Raw genomic sequence first — 18,838 nt, 5'->3', positions numbered from 1 at the left:
ACCCCCACCGCGCCTCGCCGCCGCCGCGATCCCTGGCCCCGAGTCCGCTCCGCCCCGCGATGTGCGGTCGCTCCCGCGCCCCCGCTCTCTCCGCGACGTACCGCCGAAGCCGCTCCGGCTGACCGATCGGGCGGAGACCCGGAACGGCATTCGTGGCAAGTTCGGTGGAGGGGCCGTCCTCACCTGATTCGCTGACCTCCGTTCGGGTCCGCGGCGACGGTCGGTCGTGATCACAGGGCGGATCCGGCGCGGGCGCTCCGGAAGCGGAGGGTGAGCGGCTGGGCCCGGCGCCCGATCCCCTAGACTGAGCTGCCCGATGTGCACGTGCGGCGGCATGCCCGCGTGCCGCCGACAACACCAGTCCCAGCGGACGCCGAGGAGTCATGTCCGGAGCCACAGAAAAGCCGGTCGACGTGCTCGCACCGGAGACCCTGCGCGCGGCGATCAAGGCGGCCGAGGACGCCTTCGCCGGCGCGGCCGACCTGGACGCGCTCGCCGCCGTCAAACCGGCCCATCTCGGGGACCAGTCGCCGGTGCTGCTGGCGCGCCGGGAGATCGCCGCGCTGCCGAAGCAGGAAAAGGCCGACGCGGGCAAGCGCGTCAACGAGGCCCGCCAGGCGGTGCAGTCCGCGTTCGACGCGCGCCGCGCGGCGCTGCAGGCCGAGCGCGACGAGCGCGTGCTTCGCGAGGAGGCCGTCGACGTCACGCTGCCGTGGGACCAGGTCCCGCGCGGCGCCCGGCACCCGATCAGCACGCTGTCCGAGCGCATCGCCGACGTCTTCGTCGCCATGGGCTACGAGGTCGCCGAAGGACCCGAGCTCGAGGCGGAGTGGTTCAACTTCGACGCGCTCAACTTCGGCAAGGACCACCCGGCGCGCCAGCTGCAGGACACGTTCTACGTCGGCGAGGAAGGCTCCGGCCTCGTGCTGCGCACCCACACCTCGCCGGTGCAGGCCCGCAGCCTGCTGCACCGCGACCTGCCGGTGTACGTCGTATGCCCGGGCCGCACCTACCGCACCGACGAACTCGACTCCACGCACACGCCGGTGTTCACCCAGGTCGAAGGCCTCGCCGTCGACAAGGGTCTCACCCTGGCGCACCTTAAGGGCACACTCGACGCCTTCGCCCGCGCGATGTTCGGCGAGAGCTCCAAAACGCGGCTGCGCCCGCACTTCTTCCCGTTCACCGAGCCGTCGGCGGAGGTCGACGTCTGGTTCGAGGAGAAGAAGGGCGGCCCCGGCTGGGTCGAATGGGGCGGCTGCGGCATGGTCAACCCGAACGTGCTGCGCGCCTGCGGCGTCGACCCGGAGGTCTACTCCGGCTTCGCGTTCGGCATGGGCATCGAGCGGACCCTGCAGTTCCGCAACGGCATCCCGGACATGCGCGACATGGTCGAAGGCGACGTCCGGTTCACCCTTCCCTTCGGAACGGAGGCGTAGTGCGAGTCCCGGTGAGCTGGCTGACCGAGCATCTCGAAGTGGATGCCGACGTCACGCCGCAGGACCTGGCCGACGCCTTCGTGCGGATCGGGATCGAGGTAGACGAGCTGAGCGAGCTCGGCCCGGTGACCGGCCCGCTCGTGGTAGGCCGCGTCGCGGAGATCGAGGAGCTGACCGGCTTCAAGAAGCCGGTGCGGTTCTGCCGCGTCGAGGTCGGCGAGGAACCCGACCCGGAGCCCGACGCCGCGGAACTGTCCGAAGAGGACGAAGACGAGGACGACGGCCCGCTCGAAAACGAGGGCCCGCACGGCATCAAGACGCGCGGCATCATCTGCGGCGCGACCAACTTCGCCGAGGGCGACCTGGTCGTGGTCGCGCTGCCGGGGGTGGTCCTGCCGGGCGGTTTCGAGATCTCGGCGCGCAAGACCTACGGCAAGATCAGCGACGGCATGATCTGCTCGGCGCTCGAACTCGGCCTCGGCGACGACCACAGCGGCATCCTCGTGCTCCCGCCGGGCACGGCGAGCCCGGGCGACGACGCCAAGGACCTGCTCGGCCTCGACGACACCGTCATCGAGGTCACGCCGACCCCGGACCGCGGCTACGCGCTGTCGATCCGCGGCCTGGCGCGCGAATTGTCGAACGCGCTCGACGTGCCGTTCGGCGACCCGGCGATGCTCGACAACTTCCCGGAAGCCGAGGGCGAGGCGTGGCCGGTCCGCGTCGAGGACCCCGAGGGCTGCCCGCGGTTCGTGCTCCGCCGCGTCACCGGCCTCGACGCGACCGCGCCGACGCCGTGGCGGATCCGCCGGCGGCTGATGCTGGCCGGCATCCGGTCCATCTCGCTCGCGGTCGACGTCACCAACTACGTGATGCTCGAACTCGGCCACCCGCTGCACGCGTTCGACACCAGCTCCGTCCAGGGCGACCTGGTGGTGCGCCGCGCGAAGGCGGGGGAGAAGCTCACGACGCTCGACGACGTGGAGCGCACCCTCGACGCGGACGACATCGTGATCGCCGACGACAGCGGCGTCATCTCCCTCGCCGGCACCATGGGCGGCGCCAGCACGGAGATCACGCCGGAGAGCACGGACGTGCTGCTCGAGGCGGCGCACTGGAACCCGGCGTCGATCAGCCGCACCGCACGCCGGCACAAGCTGTTCTCCGAGGCGGCGAAACGCTTCGAGCGCTACACCGACCCGGCGTTGTGCGCGGCCGCGGTGGAACTCGCCGCGCGCCTGCTGCGCCAGTACGGCGACGGCGCGATCCGCCCGGGCCGCACCGACGTCGGCGGCGTCGCTCCGCACCCTCCGGTCACCATGCCGATCAACCTGCCCGACCAGGTCGCCGGCGTGCGCTACGAACGCGGCGTCACGGTGCGGCGGCTCGGCCAGATCGGCTGCAAGGTCCAGCTCAGCACGAGCGACCAGGGCGTCGGCCTGGTCACCGCGACCCCGCCGAGCTGGCGCGGCGACCTCGTGCAGCCGGCCGACCTCGTCGAGGAGGTGCTGCGGCTCGAGGGCTACGACAGCATCCCGTCGGTCCTGCCCGCCGCCCCCGCGGGCCGCGGTCTCACCGACGCGCAGCGCCGCCGCCGCGCGGTGTCCGGCGCGCTCGCCGAGGCGGGCTACGTCGAGGTGCGCCCGTTCCCGTTCGTCGGCGACGCGGTGTGGGACGCCTTCGGCCTGCCCGAGGACGACATCCGCCGCACCACGGTGCGCGTGCAGAACCCGCTCGAAGCCGACCACGACCGCATGGCGACCACTCTCCTGCCTGGCCTGCTGGAGACGTTGCAGCGCAACGTTTCCCGCGGCCTGAAGGACGTGTCGCTGTTCCACGTCGGCCAGGTCGTGCTGCCGAAGCCGAACCAGCTCAAGGTCCCGGACCTCGGCGTCGAGCACCGCCCGAGCGACGAGGAACTCGCCGTGCTGGAGGCCGCCGTGCCCGCGCAGCCGGTGCACGTCGCCGTCGTCCTCAGCGGCCAGCGCCCGCGCGCCGGCTGGTGGGGCAAGGGCGGCCAGGCCGGCTGGGCCGACGCCGTGCAGGCCGCGCGCCTGGTGGCCGAGGCGTCCGGCGTGCAGCTCACGGTGCAGGCCGCCGACCTGCTGCCGTGGCATCCGGGCCGCTGCGCCCAGCTGCGCGTCGGCGACTGGCCGGTCGGCCACGCGGGCGAGCTGCACCCGAAGGTCGTCGAGGCCCTCGGCCTGCCGCCGCGGACGGTCGCCATGGAACTCGACCTGGACGCGATCCCGCTGCCCGACTCCCGTCCGGCGCCCAGCATCTCGGCCTACCCGCCGGTGCTGCTGGACGTCGCCCTGGTCGTCGGCACGGACGTCCCGTCCGCCGACCTCGCCGACGTGCTCCGCGAAGGAGCCGGCGAACTGCTCGAGGAGATCACTCTCTTCGACGTCTACACCGGCGAGCAGCTCGGCGAAGGCAAGCGGTCCCTGGCGTACAAGCTCCGCTTCCGCGCCGCGGACCGCACCCTCACCGTCGACGAGGCCACCAAGGCCCGCGACGCGGCGGTTGCCGCCGCCGGCGAACGCTTCGGAGCGACGCTCCGCGCCTGACCCGACGCTGTCCCCGCCCCGCGCTCCGGCCGACCGGCCGGTCAGCCGGGGCGGGGGAGCGCTGGTGTCATGGCATCCCTCCTTTCGTTGTCCTGGTACGTGCTTCAGATCAGCTGAGGTGCTTCATCGCCTCCCGAGTGGACAGCGGGGACAGCCCCGGGTGGGCACGGACGAACGCGCGGACCCACTCCGGCTCGGCACGCGCGTGATCCCGCAGCGCCCAGCCGATCCCCTTGCGCAGAAAGAAATCCCGGTCCTCCAGGTTCGCCTCGATCGCGTCGGCGAGCAGCTTCTGGTCCACCTCGCCCTTCGCGCTCACCTGACAGATCACCGCGGTTCGCCGCCGCCAGCGATCAGCGTCGGTCATCCAGCGCCGCAGGATCGGCGTGACCGCCGCCCGGTGCACGCGCAGGATCGGCCCGACGCGGCGGATCGCGACCTCGTCGACGTAGTCCCACCACGCCCCGGTGACGATCAGCTCGTCGTACATCTCCAGCAGTTCCGGGTCCTGCCACCTTCGATAGGCGCGGTGCCCGGAGAGGTCGATCGCCGCGTACCGCTCCTCGCGGTATTCCGCTTCCCGCCACAACGCGAGCACGGTCTCGGTGTATGTCACTCGATCGGGCAGAACATGCTCGGCGAGGACCGTCTTCATGAGCGTGCCGCGCGGCGGTTTCGGCACGCCGCGAAACGGCATCGCGGACTTCATGTACGCCTGCATTTCCGGTGCTTTGACCGGGTCGGCAAGCTCGGCGAGCCCGGCCCGCACCGCCGTGATCAACGCTGCGCCCGCATCCATTGAGGACCACCTCCGTCGTCTCGGATCCCGACGATCGGGGGACAGCGCGGCTCGTGTCGGGAACCGAGATTCTGCCGCGCAGCCGGTAGCTTCGACGAGCCCTGGTTGCCGTCGGACGCAAAGGACCACTGTGAGGAAAATCGTCACCGCGCTGGCCGCCGCCGCTGTCGCGGCCGGAACACTGGCTGTCGCCCCCGCCGCCACCGCGGTGCAGCCCGAAGGGCCGGGCTACGTGCCGCCGCCGATCAACTGGGGACCGTGCACCGCACCGGGCCTCGCCAAGGCGGGAGCCGAATGCGGATTCCTTGTGGTCCCGATGGATTACGCGCAGCCGTCGGGCCAGACGGTGCAGATCGCCGTCTCCCGGGTGAAGCACAAAACCGCGAAGTACCAAGGCGTGCTGCTGGTGAACCCGGGCGGGCCCGGTGGGTCCGGGCTCGGTCTTTCGGTGCTGGGCCGGAACGTGCCCAAGCACGCCGGCGACAGCTACGACTGGATCGGCTTCGATCCTCGCGGCGTCGGCTCCAGCAAACCGGCTCTCACGTGCGACGGGAACTACTTCGCCCCCGCCCGCCCGGCATACGTGCCGAAGACTCCGCAACTGGAGACGACCTGGCGCGCCCGGACGAAGAGCTACGCCGAGGCATGCGCGAAGAACGGCCCGCTGCTCGAGCACATCAAGACCACGGACGTCGCGCAGGACATGGAAAGCCTCCGCAAGGCGCTGGGCCAGAAGCAGATCAACTACTACGGATTCTCCTACGGCACTTACCTCGGGCAGGTGTACAGCACGCTGTACCCGGACCGCATGCGCCGGATGGTGCTCGACGGGAACGTCGACCCGCGCAAGGTCTGGTACGACGCCAATCTGGACCAGGACGTCGCGTTCGACCGCAACATCAAGATCTACTTCGACTGGCTCGCGAAGTACGACGACGTCTACCACCTCGGCAAGACCGGCTCGGCGGTCGAGCAGCTCTGGTACGCGCAGCAGCGGAAACTCGACCGCGCCCCGGCGGGCGGCGTGATCGGCGGCGACGAGTGGACCGACGTCTTCCTGCAGGCCGGCTACTACGTGTTCGGCTGGGAGGACATGGCCAAGGCGTTCGACGGATGGGTGCACCGGGGCGACTGGCAGACGCTGAAAGCGTTGTACGACAAGTCGAACGCGCCCGGCGACGACAACGGCTACGCGGTGTACAACGCGGTGCAGTGCACCGATGCGCAGTGGCCGCAGGACTGGGACCGCTGGCGTCGCGATGCCTGGGCAGCCCACTCGCGCGCGCCGTTCGAGACCTGGAGCAACACCTGGTACAACGCGACCTGCCTGAACTGGCCCGCGAAGCCGGGCAAGCCGGTGGCCATCGACGGGTCGAAGGCGAGCGGCGCGCTGTTGATCAGCGAGGAACTCGACGCGGCCACGCCGTACTCGGGCAGTCTCGAAGTGCGCAAGCGCTACCCGCGTTCGAGCCTTATCAGCGCGCCCGGCGGGACGACGCACGCCGGATCGCTCTCCGGAGTCTCGTGCGTGGACGACCGGGTCGCGGACTACCTCGCCACTGGCGCTCTCCCGAAGCGCGTGCGAGCCGACCGCTCCGACGTCCAGTGCGCCGCGGTGCCGCAGCCGGTTCCGGCTCCGGTCGCTTCCGGCGCGCAGCAGAAAGCCGACGCCCAGGCGAAGGCCGCGGCGGAGGAGAAGCAGAGTTTGCTTGCCGGGCTGCTGCGGTTGTGAGCTGTTCTTCGTGGTGCCCCGGTCTGGTCCGCCAGGCCGGGGCATTGTTCTTTTCCGCTGGTCCACCGATCCCCCTCGGTCGTTTTACGGGTCGCCAGGGACGCTACGGCGGGGGTCTGACAATTTCGGACCGCAGTCACCCGATCGCGTTAAGTGATCGAAAATTGTCGGGGGTCGCGGATACCTTCGCGGCCATGACGATCATTCAGGAGCACCGGACCGAGGTCCGGTCAGGAGATGTCCAGTACCAGGTCGCCGTCATCACTCGCACCGAGGACGGCGAGCCGGAACGAGTCACCGTCACGGTCGGCGGCGAGCGGCCGGACGGCGAGCCTGTCGTCGAGGGCAGACTCGAACTAGACGTGGCGTCGGTGGCGACTGTCGCGGAGCTGCTCGACACGAGCCTGCGCACTTTCGCGGGCGGCGGCTCGCGGCGAAGATCGCGCGGACGCCCGGCTCAGCAGGGGCGACCGTGGACCGACGAGATGGACGCGGATCTGGAGGCCCGCTGGCTCGCCGGGGATTCGGTGGCCGAGCTGGCCCGCCATTTCGCGCGGACGCCAGGCGGGATCCGGGCGCGCTTGCCCCGGGTCGGCTGCGATCCGGAACATCCGGGAAACCATCTGCCGACCCCGCCGAGTCTCCGCGACGCGGAGGAAGGAGCGGACTGAGGGGTGCCCGCCGGGTTCGCAGGCCGAGGCGGACCCGGCGTGGCGTTGCTCGCGCACGGGACTTCGCGGCTTGGGTGCTGGTCGGAGAGCTGGTCCAGGGCGGTTGGACGCTCGGGATTCCGAGATGACCTGTTGCGGGACGGCGCAGCTTGTGTGTTCGCCGGATGGTGTGCCGGTGGGCGGGTTCGGGGCGGCTGGACGCTCGGGATCCCGGGGCGACCTGTCGTGGGACTTCGCGGCTTGCGGGTTCGCCGGATGGTGTGCCGGAGGGCGGGTTCGGTCGGTCAGCGTCGCGGGCGGTCTTTCGCCGGGTGTTGCGCTTGGCGTGGGCGATCCGGTCGTTGGGCGTCGCGGTGGGTGCGAACGGTCCGCCGCTTGAGCGGTGCGGTTAGCCCGGGTGGCCTGCCGGTGGGCAACGCAGACGCTGGTGGCCGGATGGCCTGTGTGCTGGAGTGAGGTGGCGGACGCGCTGACCAGGTGCCGGCCATTCGGTGCGCGAAGAGTCGTCGTGACCGAAGGACCGCGCAGCCGCCGCGTGCGGCTGGAGAGGACTGGCGAGTCCGACAGGGCGGGCAACTGGGCGGGTGCCCTGTGCGGTTGAAGAGCCCGGGTGGCCGAGCAACCGTGCGGCCCCCGCGTGCGGCTCGCGAGTCTGCGTGGCTGAGACACCGCGCGGTCGCTCGTGCGGCTGGACGGTCCGAGCGGCGAGCGCTCACGCGCCCGTCCGTGCCGTCGAAAAGGGTCGCGTGGCAAGGCAGCTATACAGCCCGCCGACCCGCGCGGTGGGAAGGCCTGCTTGCCCGAGTGGCTCGGAGGTGGGATCGCGGGATCAGGGAGTCACCGCGTCTCGCCGGTTGCTTAGCGTCCGCTGACGACCAGTGCCGACACGCCAGCGATCGGGCTGGTCCGGCGTGCCTCGGCGACGGAAACCACGTGCGGAATACAGGGAAATCCGCGGAAGTCCTGGGGAGGGGACGGACAGGGTGAGCAAACCCTCTTTGTTTGAGCTTGCACGCTCGTGCATAATCATGCGTATGACGGTGAAGATCGCGGTAGCCGGTGCCAGCGGGTACGCGGGCGGCGAACTGCTGCGCCTGCTGCTGACCCATCCCGAGGTCGAGATCGGCGCTCTCACGGCGGCGAGCAGTGCCGGGGCGACGCTGGGCACCCACCAGCCACACCTGGTTCCGCTTGCCGGGCGGGTGCTGCTCGAAACGAACGCGGAGACGCTCGCGGGCCATGACGTCGTGTTCCTGGCTCTGCCGCACGGCCACTCGGCCGAGATCGCGGCTCAGCTCGGGCCGGACGTGCTCGTGGTCGACCTCGGGGCCGACCACCGCCTCGCGGACGCGGCGGACTGGCGACGATGGTATTCCGGCGAGCACGCGGGGCAGTGGCCGTACGGAATGCCCGAGCTGCCCGGGGCGCGCGAGAAGCTCGTGGGGGCCAAGAGGATCGCGGTTCCCGGCTGCTTCCCGACCGGCGGGTCGCTGGCGTTGGCGCCGGCGTTGGCGGCGGGGCTGATCGAACCCGCGGTCACCGTGGTGTCGGTGACGGGGACGTCAGGCGCGGGCAAGAGCCTTCGGCCGAATCTGCTCGGGTCCGAGGTCATGGGCAACGCGAGTGCGTACGGCGTCGCTGGGGCGCACCGGCACACGCCGGAGTTCGTGCAGAACCTGTCCGCGGCGGCGGGCAAACCGGTCACGGTTTCGTTCACGCCTGTGCTCGCGCCGATGCCGCGCGGCATTCTCACGACTGCGAGTGCGCAGCTCGCGGGCGAAGTCGACGAAGCCGCGGCACGCGCCGTCTACGAGAAGGCTTATGGCGCTGAGCCGTTCGTCCAGGTGCTGCCCGAAGGGACCTGGCCGACGACTGCCGCCACGGTCGGTTCGAACAACGTGCAGCTCCAGCTCGGGATCGACGCCGACGCGGGCCGGCTGGTCGTCGTCACGTCGATCGACAACCTCACCAAGGGCACCGCGGGCGGTGCCGTCCAATCGATGAACCTGGCGCTCGGTTTCCCCGAGGCCACCGGACTTTCCACCGTGGGAGTGGCACCGTGACCGTCACCGGACCGAAGGGATTCCGCGCCGCTGGCGTGGCCGCCGGGATCAAAGCCTCCGGCGCGCTCGACCTCACGCTGGTCGTCAACGACGGCCCGCTCGACGTCGCGGCGGGCGTGTTCACCCGGAACGTGATCAAGGCCGCGCCCGTGCTGTGGTCGCAGGAAGTGCTGAAGCAGCAGAAGCTGAAGGCCGTCGTGCTCAACTCCGGCGGGGCGAACGCGGCCACCGGGCCGGGCGGGTTCCAGGACACGCACGCCACGGCGGAGAAGGTCGCCGAAGTGCTGGGCACCGGGGCGATCGAGGTCGCGGTGTGTTCCACCGGGCTGATCGGCGAGCGGTTGCCCATGCCCGCGGTTCTGTCCGGTGTGGACAGTGCGGTCAAGGCGCTGGACGCCGGTCCGGAAGCGGCGCTCAACGCGGCCACCGCGGTCATGACCACTGACACCAAGCCGAAGCAGGCGTTCGCCCAGCACGAATCCGGATGGAGCGTCGGCGGATTCGCCAAGGGCGCGGGAATGCTCGCGCCGAATCTGGCGACCATGCTGTCCGTGCTGACCACTGATGCCGTGGTGGACAAGGAAACTCTCGACCGTGCGCTGCGCGCCGCTACCCACGTCACGTTCGATCGGCTCGACGTGGACGGCGGCACCTCGACCAACGACACGGTGCTCGTGCTCGCCTCGGGCGCGAGCGGCGTGGAGCCGACCGAAGCCGAGTTGACCGAGCTGCTCACCAAGGTCAGCCATGACCTGGTGCTGCAGCTGCGGGCCGATTCCGAAGGTGCCACCAAGGACGTCGACGTCACGGTGAAGGGCGCTGCGTCCGAGGCCGACGCGATTGTGGTGGCCCGGACCATCGCCGAGGACAACCTCGTCAAAACAGCGTTGTTCGGGTCCGATCCCAACTGGGGCCGGATCGCGATGGCGCTCGGCCGCGCACCGGCGCGGATCGACCCGGAGACGGTGTCGATCGCCATCAACGGCGTCACGTTGTTCGCGCGCGGCACGACGGCTGAAGACCGGTCGGCAGCCGACCTGTCCGGGCGCGCCATCGACATCGTCGTGGATCTCGGCGTCGGTTCCGGCGAAGCCACGATCTACACCACCGATCTCTCGCACGCCTACGTCGAAGAGAACAGCGCGTATTCGTCATGACCGACACCGAAAGGCGGCTCGTCTCCGCCGACGAACGGCTCGCCAGCGCGGCCGAGAAGGCCGGGGTGCTGATCGAAGCGCTGCCGTGGCTGCAGCGTTTCCACGGCGCGACTGTCGTGGTCAAGTACGGCGGCAACGCGATGATCGACGACCAGCTGAAGGCCGCGTTCGCCGAGGACATGGTGTTCCTGCGGCTGGCCGGCCTGCACCCGGTCGTCGTGCACGGCGGCGGCCCGCAGATCAGCGCGATGCTGTCCCGGCTCGGCGTGCCGGGGGAGTTCAAGGGCGGGCTGCGCGTCACGACGCCGGAGACCATGGACATCGTGCGGATGGTGCTGGTCGGGCAGGTCAGCCGCGAGCTGGTCGGCCTGATCAACGCGCACGGCCCGTACGCGGTCGGCATTTCCGGCGAGGACGCGCGGCTGTTCACCGCCGAGCGCAAACAGGCCACTGTGGACGGTGAGCAGGTGGACATCGGCCTCGTGGGCGAGGTCGCCGAGGTGAACCCGGACGCGGTGCTCGACATCGTGAACGCCGGGCGCATCCCAGTCGTGTCCACGGTGGCCCCCGACGTCGACGGCGTGGTGCACAACGTCAACGCCGACACGGCCGCGGGCGCGCTCGCCGCCGCACTCGGCGCGGAGAAGCTCGTGGTGCTCACCGACGTCGAAGGCCTTTACGCCAACTGGCCCGACCGGTCGTCGCTGATCGACCGGATTCCCGTCGACCGTCTCGAACGCATGCTGCCTGACCTCGCCAGCGGCATGATCCCGAAGATGGAAGCGTGCGTGCGCGCGGTGCGCGGCGGCGTGCGCGGCGCCCACGTCATCGACGGCAGGCTCGCCCATTCGGTGCTGCTCGAGGTTTTCACCTCGCGCGGCATCGGGACCATGGTGCTGCCCGAGGCAGCGCCCTCCGGAACGGAGCACGCGTGACTACCCTCAAGTCCAATGCGGACGGTCAGCAGCACTGGCAGTCGGCCGTCATGGACAACTACGGAACCCCCGGCCTGACCTTGGTGCGCGGCGAAGGCGCGCGAGTGTGGGACGCGGACGGCACCGAGTACGTCGACCTGGTCGGCGGCATCGCAGTGAACGCGCTCGGCCACGCCCACCCCGAGGTGGTCCGTGCGGTGACCGAGCAGATCTCGACGCTGGGACACACGTCGAACCTGTACGTGAACCCGGTCGCGGTCGAACTCGCCGAAACCCTTCTCGACGTCGCGGGCCTGACCGGGCAAGCCAAAGTCCTCTTCGTCAACTCCGGCGCGGAGGCCAACGAGGCCGCGCTGAAGATCACCCGGCTCACCGGGCGCAACAAGGTCGTCGCGGCGGAGGGCGCGTTCCACGGACGCACGATGGGCGCGCTGTCGCTCACCGGGCAGCCGTCGAAGCGCGAGGCGTTCGAGCCGCTGGTCCCGGGCGTCACGCATGTTCCCTACGGCGACGTGGAAGCGTTGCGGGCCGCCGTGGACGGCGAGACCGCTGCGGTCTTCCTGGAGCCGGTGCTCGGCGAGGCCGGCGTGATTCCGGCTCCGGACGGTTACCTGCAGGCCGCCCGCGAGATCACGAAGGCCGTCGGGGCGCTGCTCGTGCTCGACGAGGTGCAGACCGGGATCGGCCGGCTCGGCACCTGGTTCGGCTTCCAGCAGGCCGGGGTCGTGCCCGACGTGATCACTCTCGCGAAGGGCCTCGGCGGCGGGCTTCCGCTCGGTGCGGTGATCGGTGTCGGCGCGGCGGGAGACCTGCTCAAGCCCGGCCAGCACGGCACGACGTTCGGCGGCAACCCGGTGTGCTGCGCGGCCGGGCTGGCGGTGCTGCGCACGATCGCCCGGGACGATCTGCTCGGCCACGTATCCGCGCTCGGCAAGGACATCGCCGCCGGGGTCGAGGCGCTCGGCCACCCGCTCGTCTCCGGCGTCCGCGGCGCGGGGCTGCTGCTCGGCATCGGACTGCGGGAACCGGTTTCCGTGGCCGTCGCGAAGGCCGCGCAGGACGCGGGCTACCTCGTCAACCCGGTCGCCCCGGACACCGTCCGGCTCGCCCCGCCGCTCGTGCTCGACGAGCAGCAGGCGCGCGGCTTCCTCTCCGCCCTCCCGGGCGCGCTCGACTCCACCACCACGAAGGAATCCGACTGATGCCCCGCCACTTCCTCCGCGACGACGATGTCACCCCTGCCGAGCAGGCCGCCCTGCTCGACCTGGCCGACCAGCTGAAAGCCGACCCGCTCGGCACCAAGGCGCTGGCCGGGCACACTGTGGCCGCGATCTTCGAGAAGAACTCCACGCGCACCCGGTTCTCGTTCGAGGTCGGCATCAGCCAGCTCGGCGGGCATCCGGTGATCGTCGACGGCCGTTCGATGCAGCTCGGCCGCGAGGAGACCATCGAGGACACCTCGCGCGTGCTGTCCCGCTACGTCGACGCCGTCGTGTGGCGCACCTTCGCGCAGAAACGCATCGATTCGATGGCGTCGGTGGCGTCGATCCCGATCATCAACGCGCTCACCGACGAGTTCCACCCGTGCCAGGTGCTCACGGACCTGATGACCATCCGCGAGCGCAAGGGCAAGCTCGCCGGGCTCACGCTGACCTACCTCGGCGACGGCGCCAACAACATGGCGCATTCGCTGCTGCTCGGCGGCACCACAGCCGGCATGAACGTGCGCGTCGTGTCGCCGGAAGGTTTCCAGCCCGACCAGCAGGTGATGCTCGATGCCAAGAAGCGCGGCGCGGAAACCGGCGGCAGCGCGACCGTCTACACCGACGCGCACGAGGCCGTCGAGGGTTCGGACGTGCTGGTCACCGACACCTGGACGTCGATGGGGCAGGAGAACGACGGTCTCGACCGGGTCGGCCCGTTCCGCGCCCTGCAGATCAACGCCGACCTGCTGAAGCGCGCTGCCGACGAGGCGATCGTGCTGCATTGCCTGCCCGCGCACCGCGGCTGGGAGATCACCGACGAGGTGCTCGACGGCCCGGCCAGCGCGGTCTGGGACGAGGCCGAGAACCGGCTGCACGCGCAGAAGGCGCTGCTGGTCTGGCTGTTCGGGCAGAACGGCCGATGACCAGCAGCCGGGTCGGGCGCCAGGCGCGGATCACCGAACTGGTGTCCACGATGGCCATCCGCAGCCAGACGGAACTGGCGCGGTTGCTGGCCGCCGAGGGAATCGAGGTCACGCAGGCGACGCTGTCGCGCGACCTCGACGAACTCGGCGCGGTCAAGCTGCGCGGAGCCGACTCGGGCGCGCCGGTCTATGTCATCCCCGAGGACGGCAGCCCGGTGCGCGGCGTGCAGGGCGGCACCTCGCGGTTGTCCCGGCTGCTCGCCGAACTGCTGGTGTCGGCGGATTCTTCGGGCAACCTCACCGTGTTGCGCACGCCGCCGGGCGCCGCGCAGTTCCTCGCGAGCGCGATCGACCGGGCGGCGCTGGAAGAGGTCGTCGGGTCCATCGCGGGCGACGACACGGTGGCGGTCATCGCCCGCGAGCCGCTCACCGGTCGGGACCTCGCCGAACGGTTCACCGCGCTCGCGCAAGGTTCGGCGGAAGGGGACGAGCCGTGACCCGGCGGGTCGTGCTCGCCTACCCGGGCGGGCACGGCTCCTCAGCGGTGCTGAATCTGCTTGCCGGACAAGGCGAAGTGATCGCGGTAGCGGCGGACTTCGGTGCCGGCGACGTGGATTTGTGCGCACTCCGGCGGCAGGCGACGGCCGACGGAGCCGCGGAGATCGTCGTCGTGGACGTCCGCGAGGAATTCGCTAACGGCTACTGTTTGCCTGCCCTGCAAGCGAATGCGCTGATCCTGGACCGGCATCCGCTGGTCGAGGCGCTGGCGCGGCCGTTGCTGGCGAGCCAGCTTGTCGCGACCGCGAAAGACCGGAACGCGTCCGCCGTCGCGCATAGCGGCGGAGACGCGTTGTCCAGCATGATCGCGACCCTCGCGCCAGACCTGGAAATCGTCGAACTCTCTGTGCAGGGCGAGCAGGAGCTGTCGACGAGCCGCACGTTGTGGGGCCGAGCCGCGACCTCCGGCTACCGCTGCACCGAGGACGCCGTGGTGAACCTCGGCATGCCGGACGAGGTCGTCGTCACCTTCGAACAGGGCGTGCCGGTCGCGGTCGACGGCGAGACGGTCAGCGTGGCCGAGGCGGTGCAGCGGCTCGGCCACCGGGCCGGCGTGCACGGAGTCGGCCGGTTCGAGCTGGCCGGCAGCCACGACGCACCGGGCGCGGCGGTGCTGGTCGCCGCGCATCAAGAGCTGGAATCGGTCACCCTGGACCGGGATCTGGCGAGGTTCAAGCGCGGCGTCGACCGCCGGTGGGCCGAGCTGGTCCACGACGGACTCTGGTTCTCGCCGCTGCGCGAGCCGCTGGACGCGTTCGTGCGGCGCGCGCAGGAGAGCGTGTCCGGCGAGGTGCGGCTGGTGCTGCACGCGGGCAGCGCGACCGTCGCCGGCCTCCCCGGGAGGCGGCTTCGCCCGGTCGGACGGCGGTACCGGCCGGCGACCGGGCAGACTCCGCTGGGGAGCACCCAGCATCCGAGCACCCAGGCGTCCTGAGACGCCGGACGAGAGAGGCAGAACGTGAGCGGGAAAGACCAGCCGGTGCAGCTGTGGGGCGGCCGGTTCGCCAGCGGGCCGGCCGAGGCGATGGCGGCGCTGAGCGCCTCGACCCACTTCGACTGGCGCCTGGCGCCCTACGACATCGCCGGATCGCGCGCGCACGCCCGCGTGCTCACCAAGGCGGGCCTGCTCACCGAAGCGGAACTGGCCGGGATGCTCGACGCGCTCGACACGCTGGCGCGGGACGTCGAGTCCGGCGCCTTCACCCCGACGATCGCGGACGAGGACGTGCACACCGCGCTCGAACGCGGTCTGCTCGAACGCGCCGGCGCCGAACTGGGCGGCAAGCTGCGCGCCGGCCGTTCCCGCAACGACCAGGTCGCGACGCTGTTCCGGATGTGGCTGCGCGACGCCGCGCGCCGGGTGGTCGCGGGCACGCTCGACGTGATCGACGCGCTGGTGTCGCAGGCGTCCCGGCATCCGGACGCGATCCTGCCCGGCCGCACCCACCTGCAGCACGCGCAGCCGGTTCTGCTGGCGCACCACCTGATGGCCCACGGCCAGTCGCTGCTGCGCGACGTCTCCCGTCTGCGCGACTGGGACGCCCGCACCGCGGAGTCGCCGTACGGCTCGGGTGCGCTCGCCGGTTCGTCGCTCGGCCTCGACCCGGAAGCCGTGGCCGCCGAACTGGGCTTCGACACCAGCGTGGAGAACTCGATCGACGGCACCGCCTCGCGCGATTTCGTCGCCGAGTTCGCTTTCGCCGTCGCGATGCTCGCGGTCAATCTGTCGCGGATCGCCGAAGAGGTGATCATCTGGAACACCGCCGAATTCGGCTACGTCACGCTGGACGACGCGTGGGCCACCGGCAGCTCGATCATGCCGCAGAAGAAGAACCCGGACGTCGCGGAGCTGACCCGCGGCAAGGCCGGCCGGCTGATCGGCAACCTCACTGGCCTGCTCGCCACGCTCAAGGCCCAGCCGCTCGCGTACAACCGCGACCTGCAGGAGGACAAGGAACCGGTCTTCGACTCGGTCGAACAGCTGGAACTGCTCTTCCCGGCGATCGCGGGGATGCTCGGCACGCTCACCTTCCACACCGATCGGCTCGCCGAACTGGCCCCCGCCGGGTTCACGCTGGCCACCGACATCGCCGAATGGCTGGTGCGCCAGGGCGTGCCGTTCCGCGTCGCGCACGAGGCGGCGGGGGAGAGCGTGCGGGTCGCCGAGGCACGCGGGGTCGGGCTCGACGAGCTGACCGACGAGGAGTTCCAGGCCATCAACCCGGCGCTCACGCCCGCGGTGCGCGAAGTGCTGACTGTCGAGGGCTCGGTGCGTTCGCGCGACGCGCGCGGCGGCACCGCGCCGGACCGGGTCGCAGAGCAGCGGGAGCGACTGGTCGAGCGGGTCGCGGCGCATCGGCAGTGGCTGAAGTGATCTGTCGTCGGGCCGCTGGTTAGGCTGGCGGCTTGACGAGGGGAGTGCGTGTGGACCGGTTGTTCCGGCGCGAAGAACTGGCACTGGACCCGGTCGACTTGGCTCGGCTGCTGCTCGGTGCCGTCCTCGAGGCCGACGCGCCCGAAGGCCGGGTCGGGGTGCGGCTCGTCGAGGTCGAGGCCTATCGCGGGCTCGACGATCCCGCTTCGCATTGCTACCGCGGGAAAACGCCGCGCAACGCGGTGATGTGGGGTCCGGCCGGGCACCTCTACGTGTATTTCGTCTACGGCATGCACTTCTGCGCGAACGTCGTCGGCACCGAGGACGGCCAGCCGGGCGCGGTGCTGCTGCGCGCCGGCGAGGTCGTCGAGGGCGCGGACGTCGTGCGGAAGCGGCGGCCGAACGCGCGCGGCAACGGCGAACTCGCCAAGGGCCCGGCCATCCTCACCTCGGTGCTGGGCCTCGCCCGCGAGCAGAACGGCCTCGACCTCACCGACCCCGAATCGCCGGTGCGGCTGCTCGTCGGCGAGCGCGTGCCCGCGGACAACGTGCGCACCGGCCCGCGCGTCGGCGTCGCGATGGCGATGGACACGCCGTGGCGGTTCTGGATCGACGGCTCACCAGCCGTCTCGACCTACCGCCGCGGCGGGAAGCGCCGGCAGGTGCGACCCGCGGGATAGTCGTTTGACCTGGTGGGGGATCATCTACAGGTGTGAGTGAGCACATCCTTGACGAGTTGTCCTGGCGCGGCCTGATCGCGCAATCCACCGACATCGACGCCCTGCGCCGAGAACTCGACCACGGCCCGCTCACGCTCTATTGCGGCTTCGACCCGACCGCGCCCAGCCTGCACGCCGGCAACCTCGTCCCGCTGCTGATGCTCAAGCGGTTCCAGCGCGCCGGGCACCGGCCGATCGTGCTGGCCGGCGGCGCCACCGGGATGATCGGCGACCCCCGCGACAACGGGGAGCGCACGCTGAACACCCTGGACGTCGTCGCGGATTGGGCCGGGCGAATCCGCGGGCAGCTGGAGCGGTTCGTGGACTTCGACGATTCGCCGACCGGCGCGCTCGTCGTGAACAACCTCGACTGGACCGGGAAGCAGAACACGCTCGAGTTCCTGCGGGACGTCGGGAAGCACTTCTCGGTGAACGTGATGCTGAACCGCGAGACGGTCAAGCGCCGGCTCGAGGGCGACGGCATGTCCTACACCGAGTTCAGCTACCTGCTGCTGCAGTCGCAGGACTACCTGGAGCTGTACCGCAAGCACGGCTGCAAGCTGCAGGTCGGCGGCTCGGACCAGTGGGGCAACCTCGTCGGCGGCGTCGACCTGATCCGCCGGGTCGAGGGCGGGACGGCGCACGCGCTGACCGCGCCGCTGGTCACCGACGCCGAGGGCCGCAAGTTCGGCAAGTCCACCGGCGGCGGCAACGTGTGGCTCGACCCGGAGCTGACCTCGCCGTATGCCTGGTACCAGTACTTCGTGAACGTCGGCGACGCTGACGTGGTCCGCTACCTGCGCCTGTTCACCTTCCTCGACAGGGAGGAGATCGACGCGCTGGCGAAGGACACCGAGGAGCGTCCGCACCTGCGCGCCGCGCAGAAGCGGCTGGCCGAGGAGTTCACGAACCTGGTGCACGGCGAGGAGCAGACGCGCCAGGTCATCGCGGCGAGCCAGGCCCTGTTCGGCCGCGGCGAGCTGACCGACCTGGACGGCCCGACGCTCGACGCGGCGATGGCCGAGGTCCCGAACGGCAAGGTTGAGCCCGCCGGCGACGCGACGATCGTCGACCTGCTGCTCGCCGGGGGACTGGTGGACAGCAAGGGCGCGGCGCGGCGGACCGTCAAGGAGGGCGGCGCGTACGTGAACAACGTGAAGATCGCCGACGAGGAGTGGAAGCCCGCGGCTTCCGACGCGCTCCACGGCCGCTGGCTCGTGGTCCGCAAGGGCAAGCGCACGGTGGCCGGCGTCCGCGTCGGGGGCTGATCTCCGCCCAGGCCCGAAACAGGGGCTCTGACCTGCGGGAACGCAGTTAAGGGACCCCCCTGTTTCGGGCCCTGGGAGGGCGTGTAAAGTTCTTCAAGTCGCCAGGGAGATCGGGCGGCCGCCGGGACACGAACCAAGCTCTCGCCTCTAGGGTGATTGAGTGGGTGTCCCACCAAAAACTGCTAGGAATGACCGCTTCGGTCAGGCTCGCCCTTGCGGGGGTCGGGTGTGTCGCGGGGTGTGTTGCTTGAGAACTCAACAGTGTGCTAGTGAACTAAGCCAGTAGAGCTTATTTGAAACCCCCTCGTCGGGGTTTCCTTTGAGAATGATTGATTGAGAGTAGTCTCGATCGAACTTGAAGACATTGTTGGAGAGTTTGATCCTGGCTCAGGACGAACGCTGGCGGCGTGCTTAACACATGCAAG

15 protein-coding genes and 1 rRNA gene are annotated in these 18,838 nt (G+C 70.6%); 15 read left to right on the top strand and 1 reads right to left on the bottom strand.

Going from position 1 to position 18,838, the window contains the following annotated elements:
- The first annotated feature begins 383 nt into the window (after positions 1-383).
- Together pheS and pheT are read left to right on the top strand one after the other, a co-directional pair.
- Positions 384-1,439, top strand: coding sequence for a phenylalanine--tRNA ligase subunit alpha (gene pheS / locus L942_RS39345; protein WP_037370342.1), 1,056 nt, complete (start codon positions 384-386; stop codon positions 1,437-1,439).
- A complete protein-coding gene (gene pheT / locus L942_RS39340) occupies positions 1,439-4,009 on the top strand; it encodes a phenylalanine--tRNA ligase subunit beta (protein WP_037370339.1) in 2,571 nt (856 codons plus the stop codon). The genes pheS and pheT overlap by 1 nt, the downstream gene beginning before the upstream one ends.
- Before the next feature lie 109 nt (positions 4,010-4,118).
- Here the strand turns inward: pheT and L942_RS39335 are convergent, their stop codons facing one another.
- Positions 4,119-4,808: a DNA alkylation repair protein gene (locus L942_RS39335; RefSeq protein ID WP_037370336.1), complete on the bottom strand. Its 690-nt coding sequence runs from the start codon at positions 4,806-4,808 to the stop codon at positions 4,119-4,121.
- 130 nt (positions 4,809-4,938) lie between these two features.
- Here L942_RS39335 and L942_RS39330 point away from each other — a divergent pair, with 130 nt between their 5' ends.
- From L942_RS39330 to L942_RS39270, 13 genes are all read left to right on the top strand, one after another.
- Complete coding sequence (locus L942_RS39330; RefSeq protein ID WP_037370334.1) at positions 4,939-6,540, top strand: alpha/beta hydrolase; 1,602 nt, start codon at positions 4,939-4,941, stop codon at positions 6,538-6,540.
- A gap of 194 nt (positions 6,541-6,734) precedes the next feature.
- The gene (locus L942_RS39325) at positions 6,735-7,211 is read left to right on the top strand and encodes a hypothetical protein (RefSeq protein WP_037370331.1); all 477 of its coding nucleotides are present in this window, start codon (positions 6,735-6,737) and stop codon (positions 7,209-7,211) included.
- Between the two features lie 1,034 nt (positions 7,212-8,245).
- Positions 8,246-9,274 carry an N-acetyl-gamma-glutamyl-phosphate reductase gene (gene argC / locus L942_RS39320; protein WP_037370328.1) on the top strand — a complete coding sequence of 343 codons (1,029 nt, stop codon included), beginning with the start codon at positions 8,246-8,248 and terminating at the stop codon, positions 9,272-9,274.
- Positions 9,271-10,431, top strand: coding sequence for a bifunctional glutamate N-acetyltransferase/amino-acid acetyltransferase ArgJ (gene argJ, locus L942_RS39315; RefSeq protein ID WP_037370326.1), 1,161 nt, complete (start codon positions 9,271-9,273; stop codon positions 10,429-10,431). Before argC ends, argJ begins: the two co-directional genes overlap by 4 nt.
- Positions 10,428-11,366: an acetylglutamate kinase gene (gene argB / locus L942_RS39310; RefSeq protein WP_037370323.1), complete on the top strand. Its 939-nt coding sequence runs from the start codon at positions 10,428-10,430 to the stop codon at positions 11,364-11,366. The genes argJ and argB overlap by 4 nt, the downstream gene beginning before the upstream one ends.
- The gene (locus L942_RS39305) at positions 11,363-12,568 is read left to right on the top strand and encodes an acetylornithine transaminase (RefSeq protein WP_037370320.1); all 1,206 of its coding nucleotides are present in this window, start codon (positions 11,363-11,365) and stop codon (positions 12,566-12,568) included. The genes argB and L942_RS39305 overlap by 4 nt, the downstream gene beginning before the upstream one ends.
- Positions 12,568-13,494 carry an ornithine carbamoyltransferase gene (gene argF / locus L942_RS39300; protein ID WP_037370318.1) on the top strand — a complete coding sequence of 309 codons (927 nt, stop codon included), beginning with the start codon at positions 12,568-12,570 and terminating at the stop codon, positions 13,492-13,494. Before L942_RS39305 ends, argF begins: the two co-directional genes overlap by 1 nt.
- Positions 13,491-13,991, top strand: coding sequence for an arginine repressor (locus L942_RS39295; RefSeq protein ID WP_009079593.1), 501 nt, complete (start codon positions 13,491-13,493; stop codon positions 13,989-13,991). Before argF ends, L942_RS39295 begins: the two co-directional genes overlap by 4 nt.
- The gene (locus L942_RS39290) at positions 13,988-14,986 is read left to right on the top strand and encodes an argininosuccinate synthase domain-containing protein (protein ID WP_037370316.1); all 999 of its coding nucleotides are present in this window, start codon (positions 13,988-13,990) and stop codon (positions 14,984-14,986) included. The genes L942_RS39295 and L942_RS39290 overlap by 4 nt, the downstream gene beginning before the upstream one ends.
- Before the next feature lie 24 nt (positions 14,987-15,010).
- A complete protein-coding gene (gene argH / locus L942_RS39285) occupies positions 15,011-16,426 on the top strand; it encodes an argininosuccinate lyase (protein WP_037370312.1) in 1,416 nt (471 codons plus the stop codon).
- A gap of 44 nt (positions 16,427-16,470) precedes the next feature.
- Positions 16,471-17,106, top strand: coding sequence for a DNA-3-methyladenine glycosylase (locus L942_RS39280; protein WP_037370309.1), 636 nt, complete (start codon positions 16,471-16,473; stop codon positions 17,104-17,106).
- Between the two features lie 32 nt (positions 17,107-17,138).
- Positions 17,139-18,413, top strand: coding sequence for a tyrosine--tRNA ligase (tyrS, locus tag L942_RS39275; RefSeq protein WP_037370307.1), 1,275 nt, complete (start codon positions 17,139-17,141; stop codon positions 18,411-18,413).
- A 364-nt stretch (positions 18,414-18,777) separates the two neighbouring features.
- Positions 18,778-18,838: ribosomal RNA gene (locus tag L942_RS39270) — 16S ribosomal RNA — on the top strand; the annotation flags it as partial.

It is taken from the genome of Amycolatopsis orientalis DSM 43388 (assembly GCF_000411975.1).
In the GTDB taxonomy this organism is placed as follows: domain Bacteria; phylum Actinomycetota; class Actinomycetes; order Mycobacteriales; family Pseudonocardiaceae; genus Amycolatopsis; species Amycolatopsis orientalis_D.
Note: the sequence above shows the minus strand (reverse complement) of the source record. Positions and strands in the feature narration are given on the sequence as shown.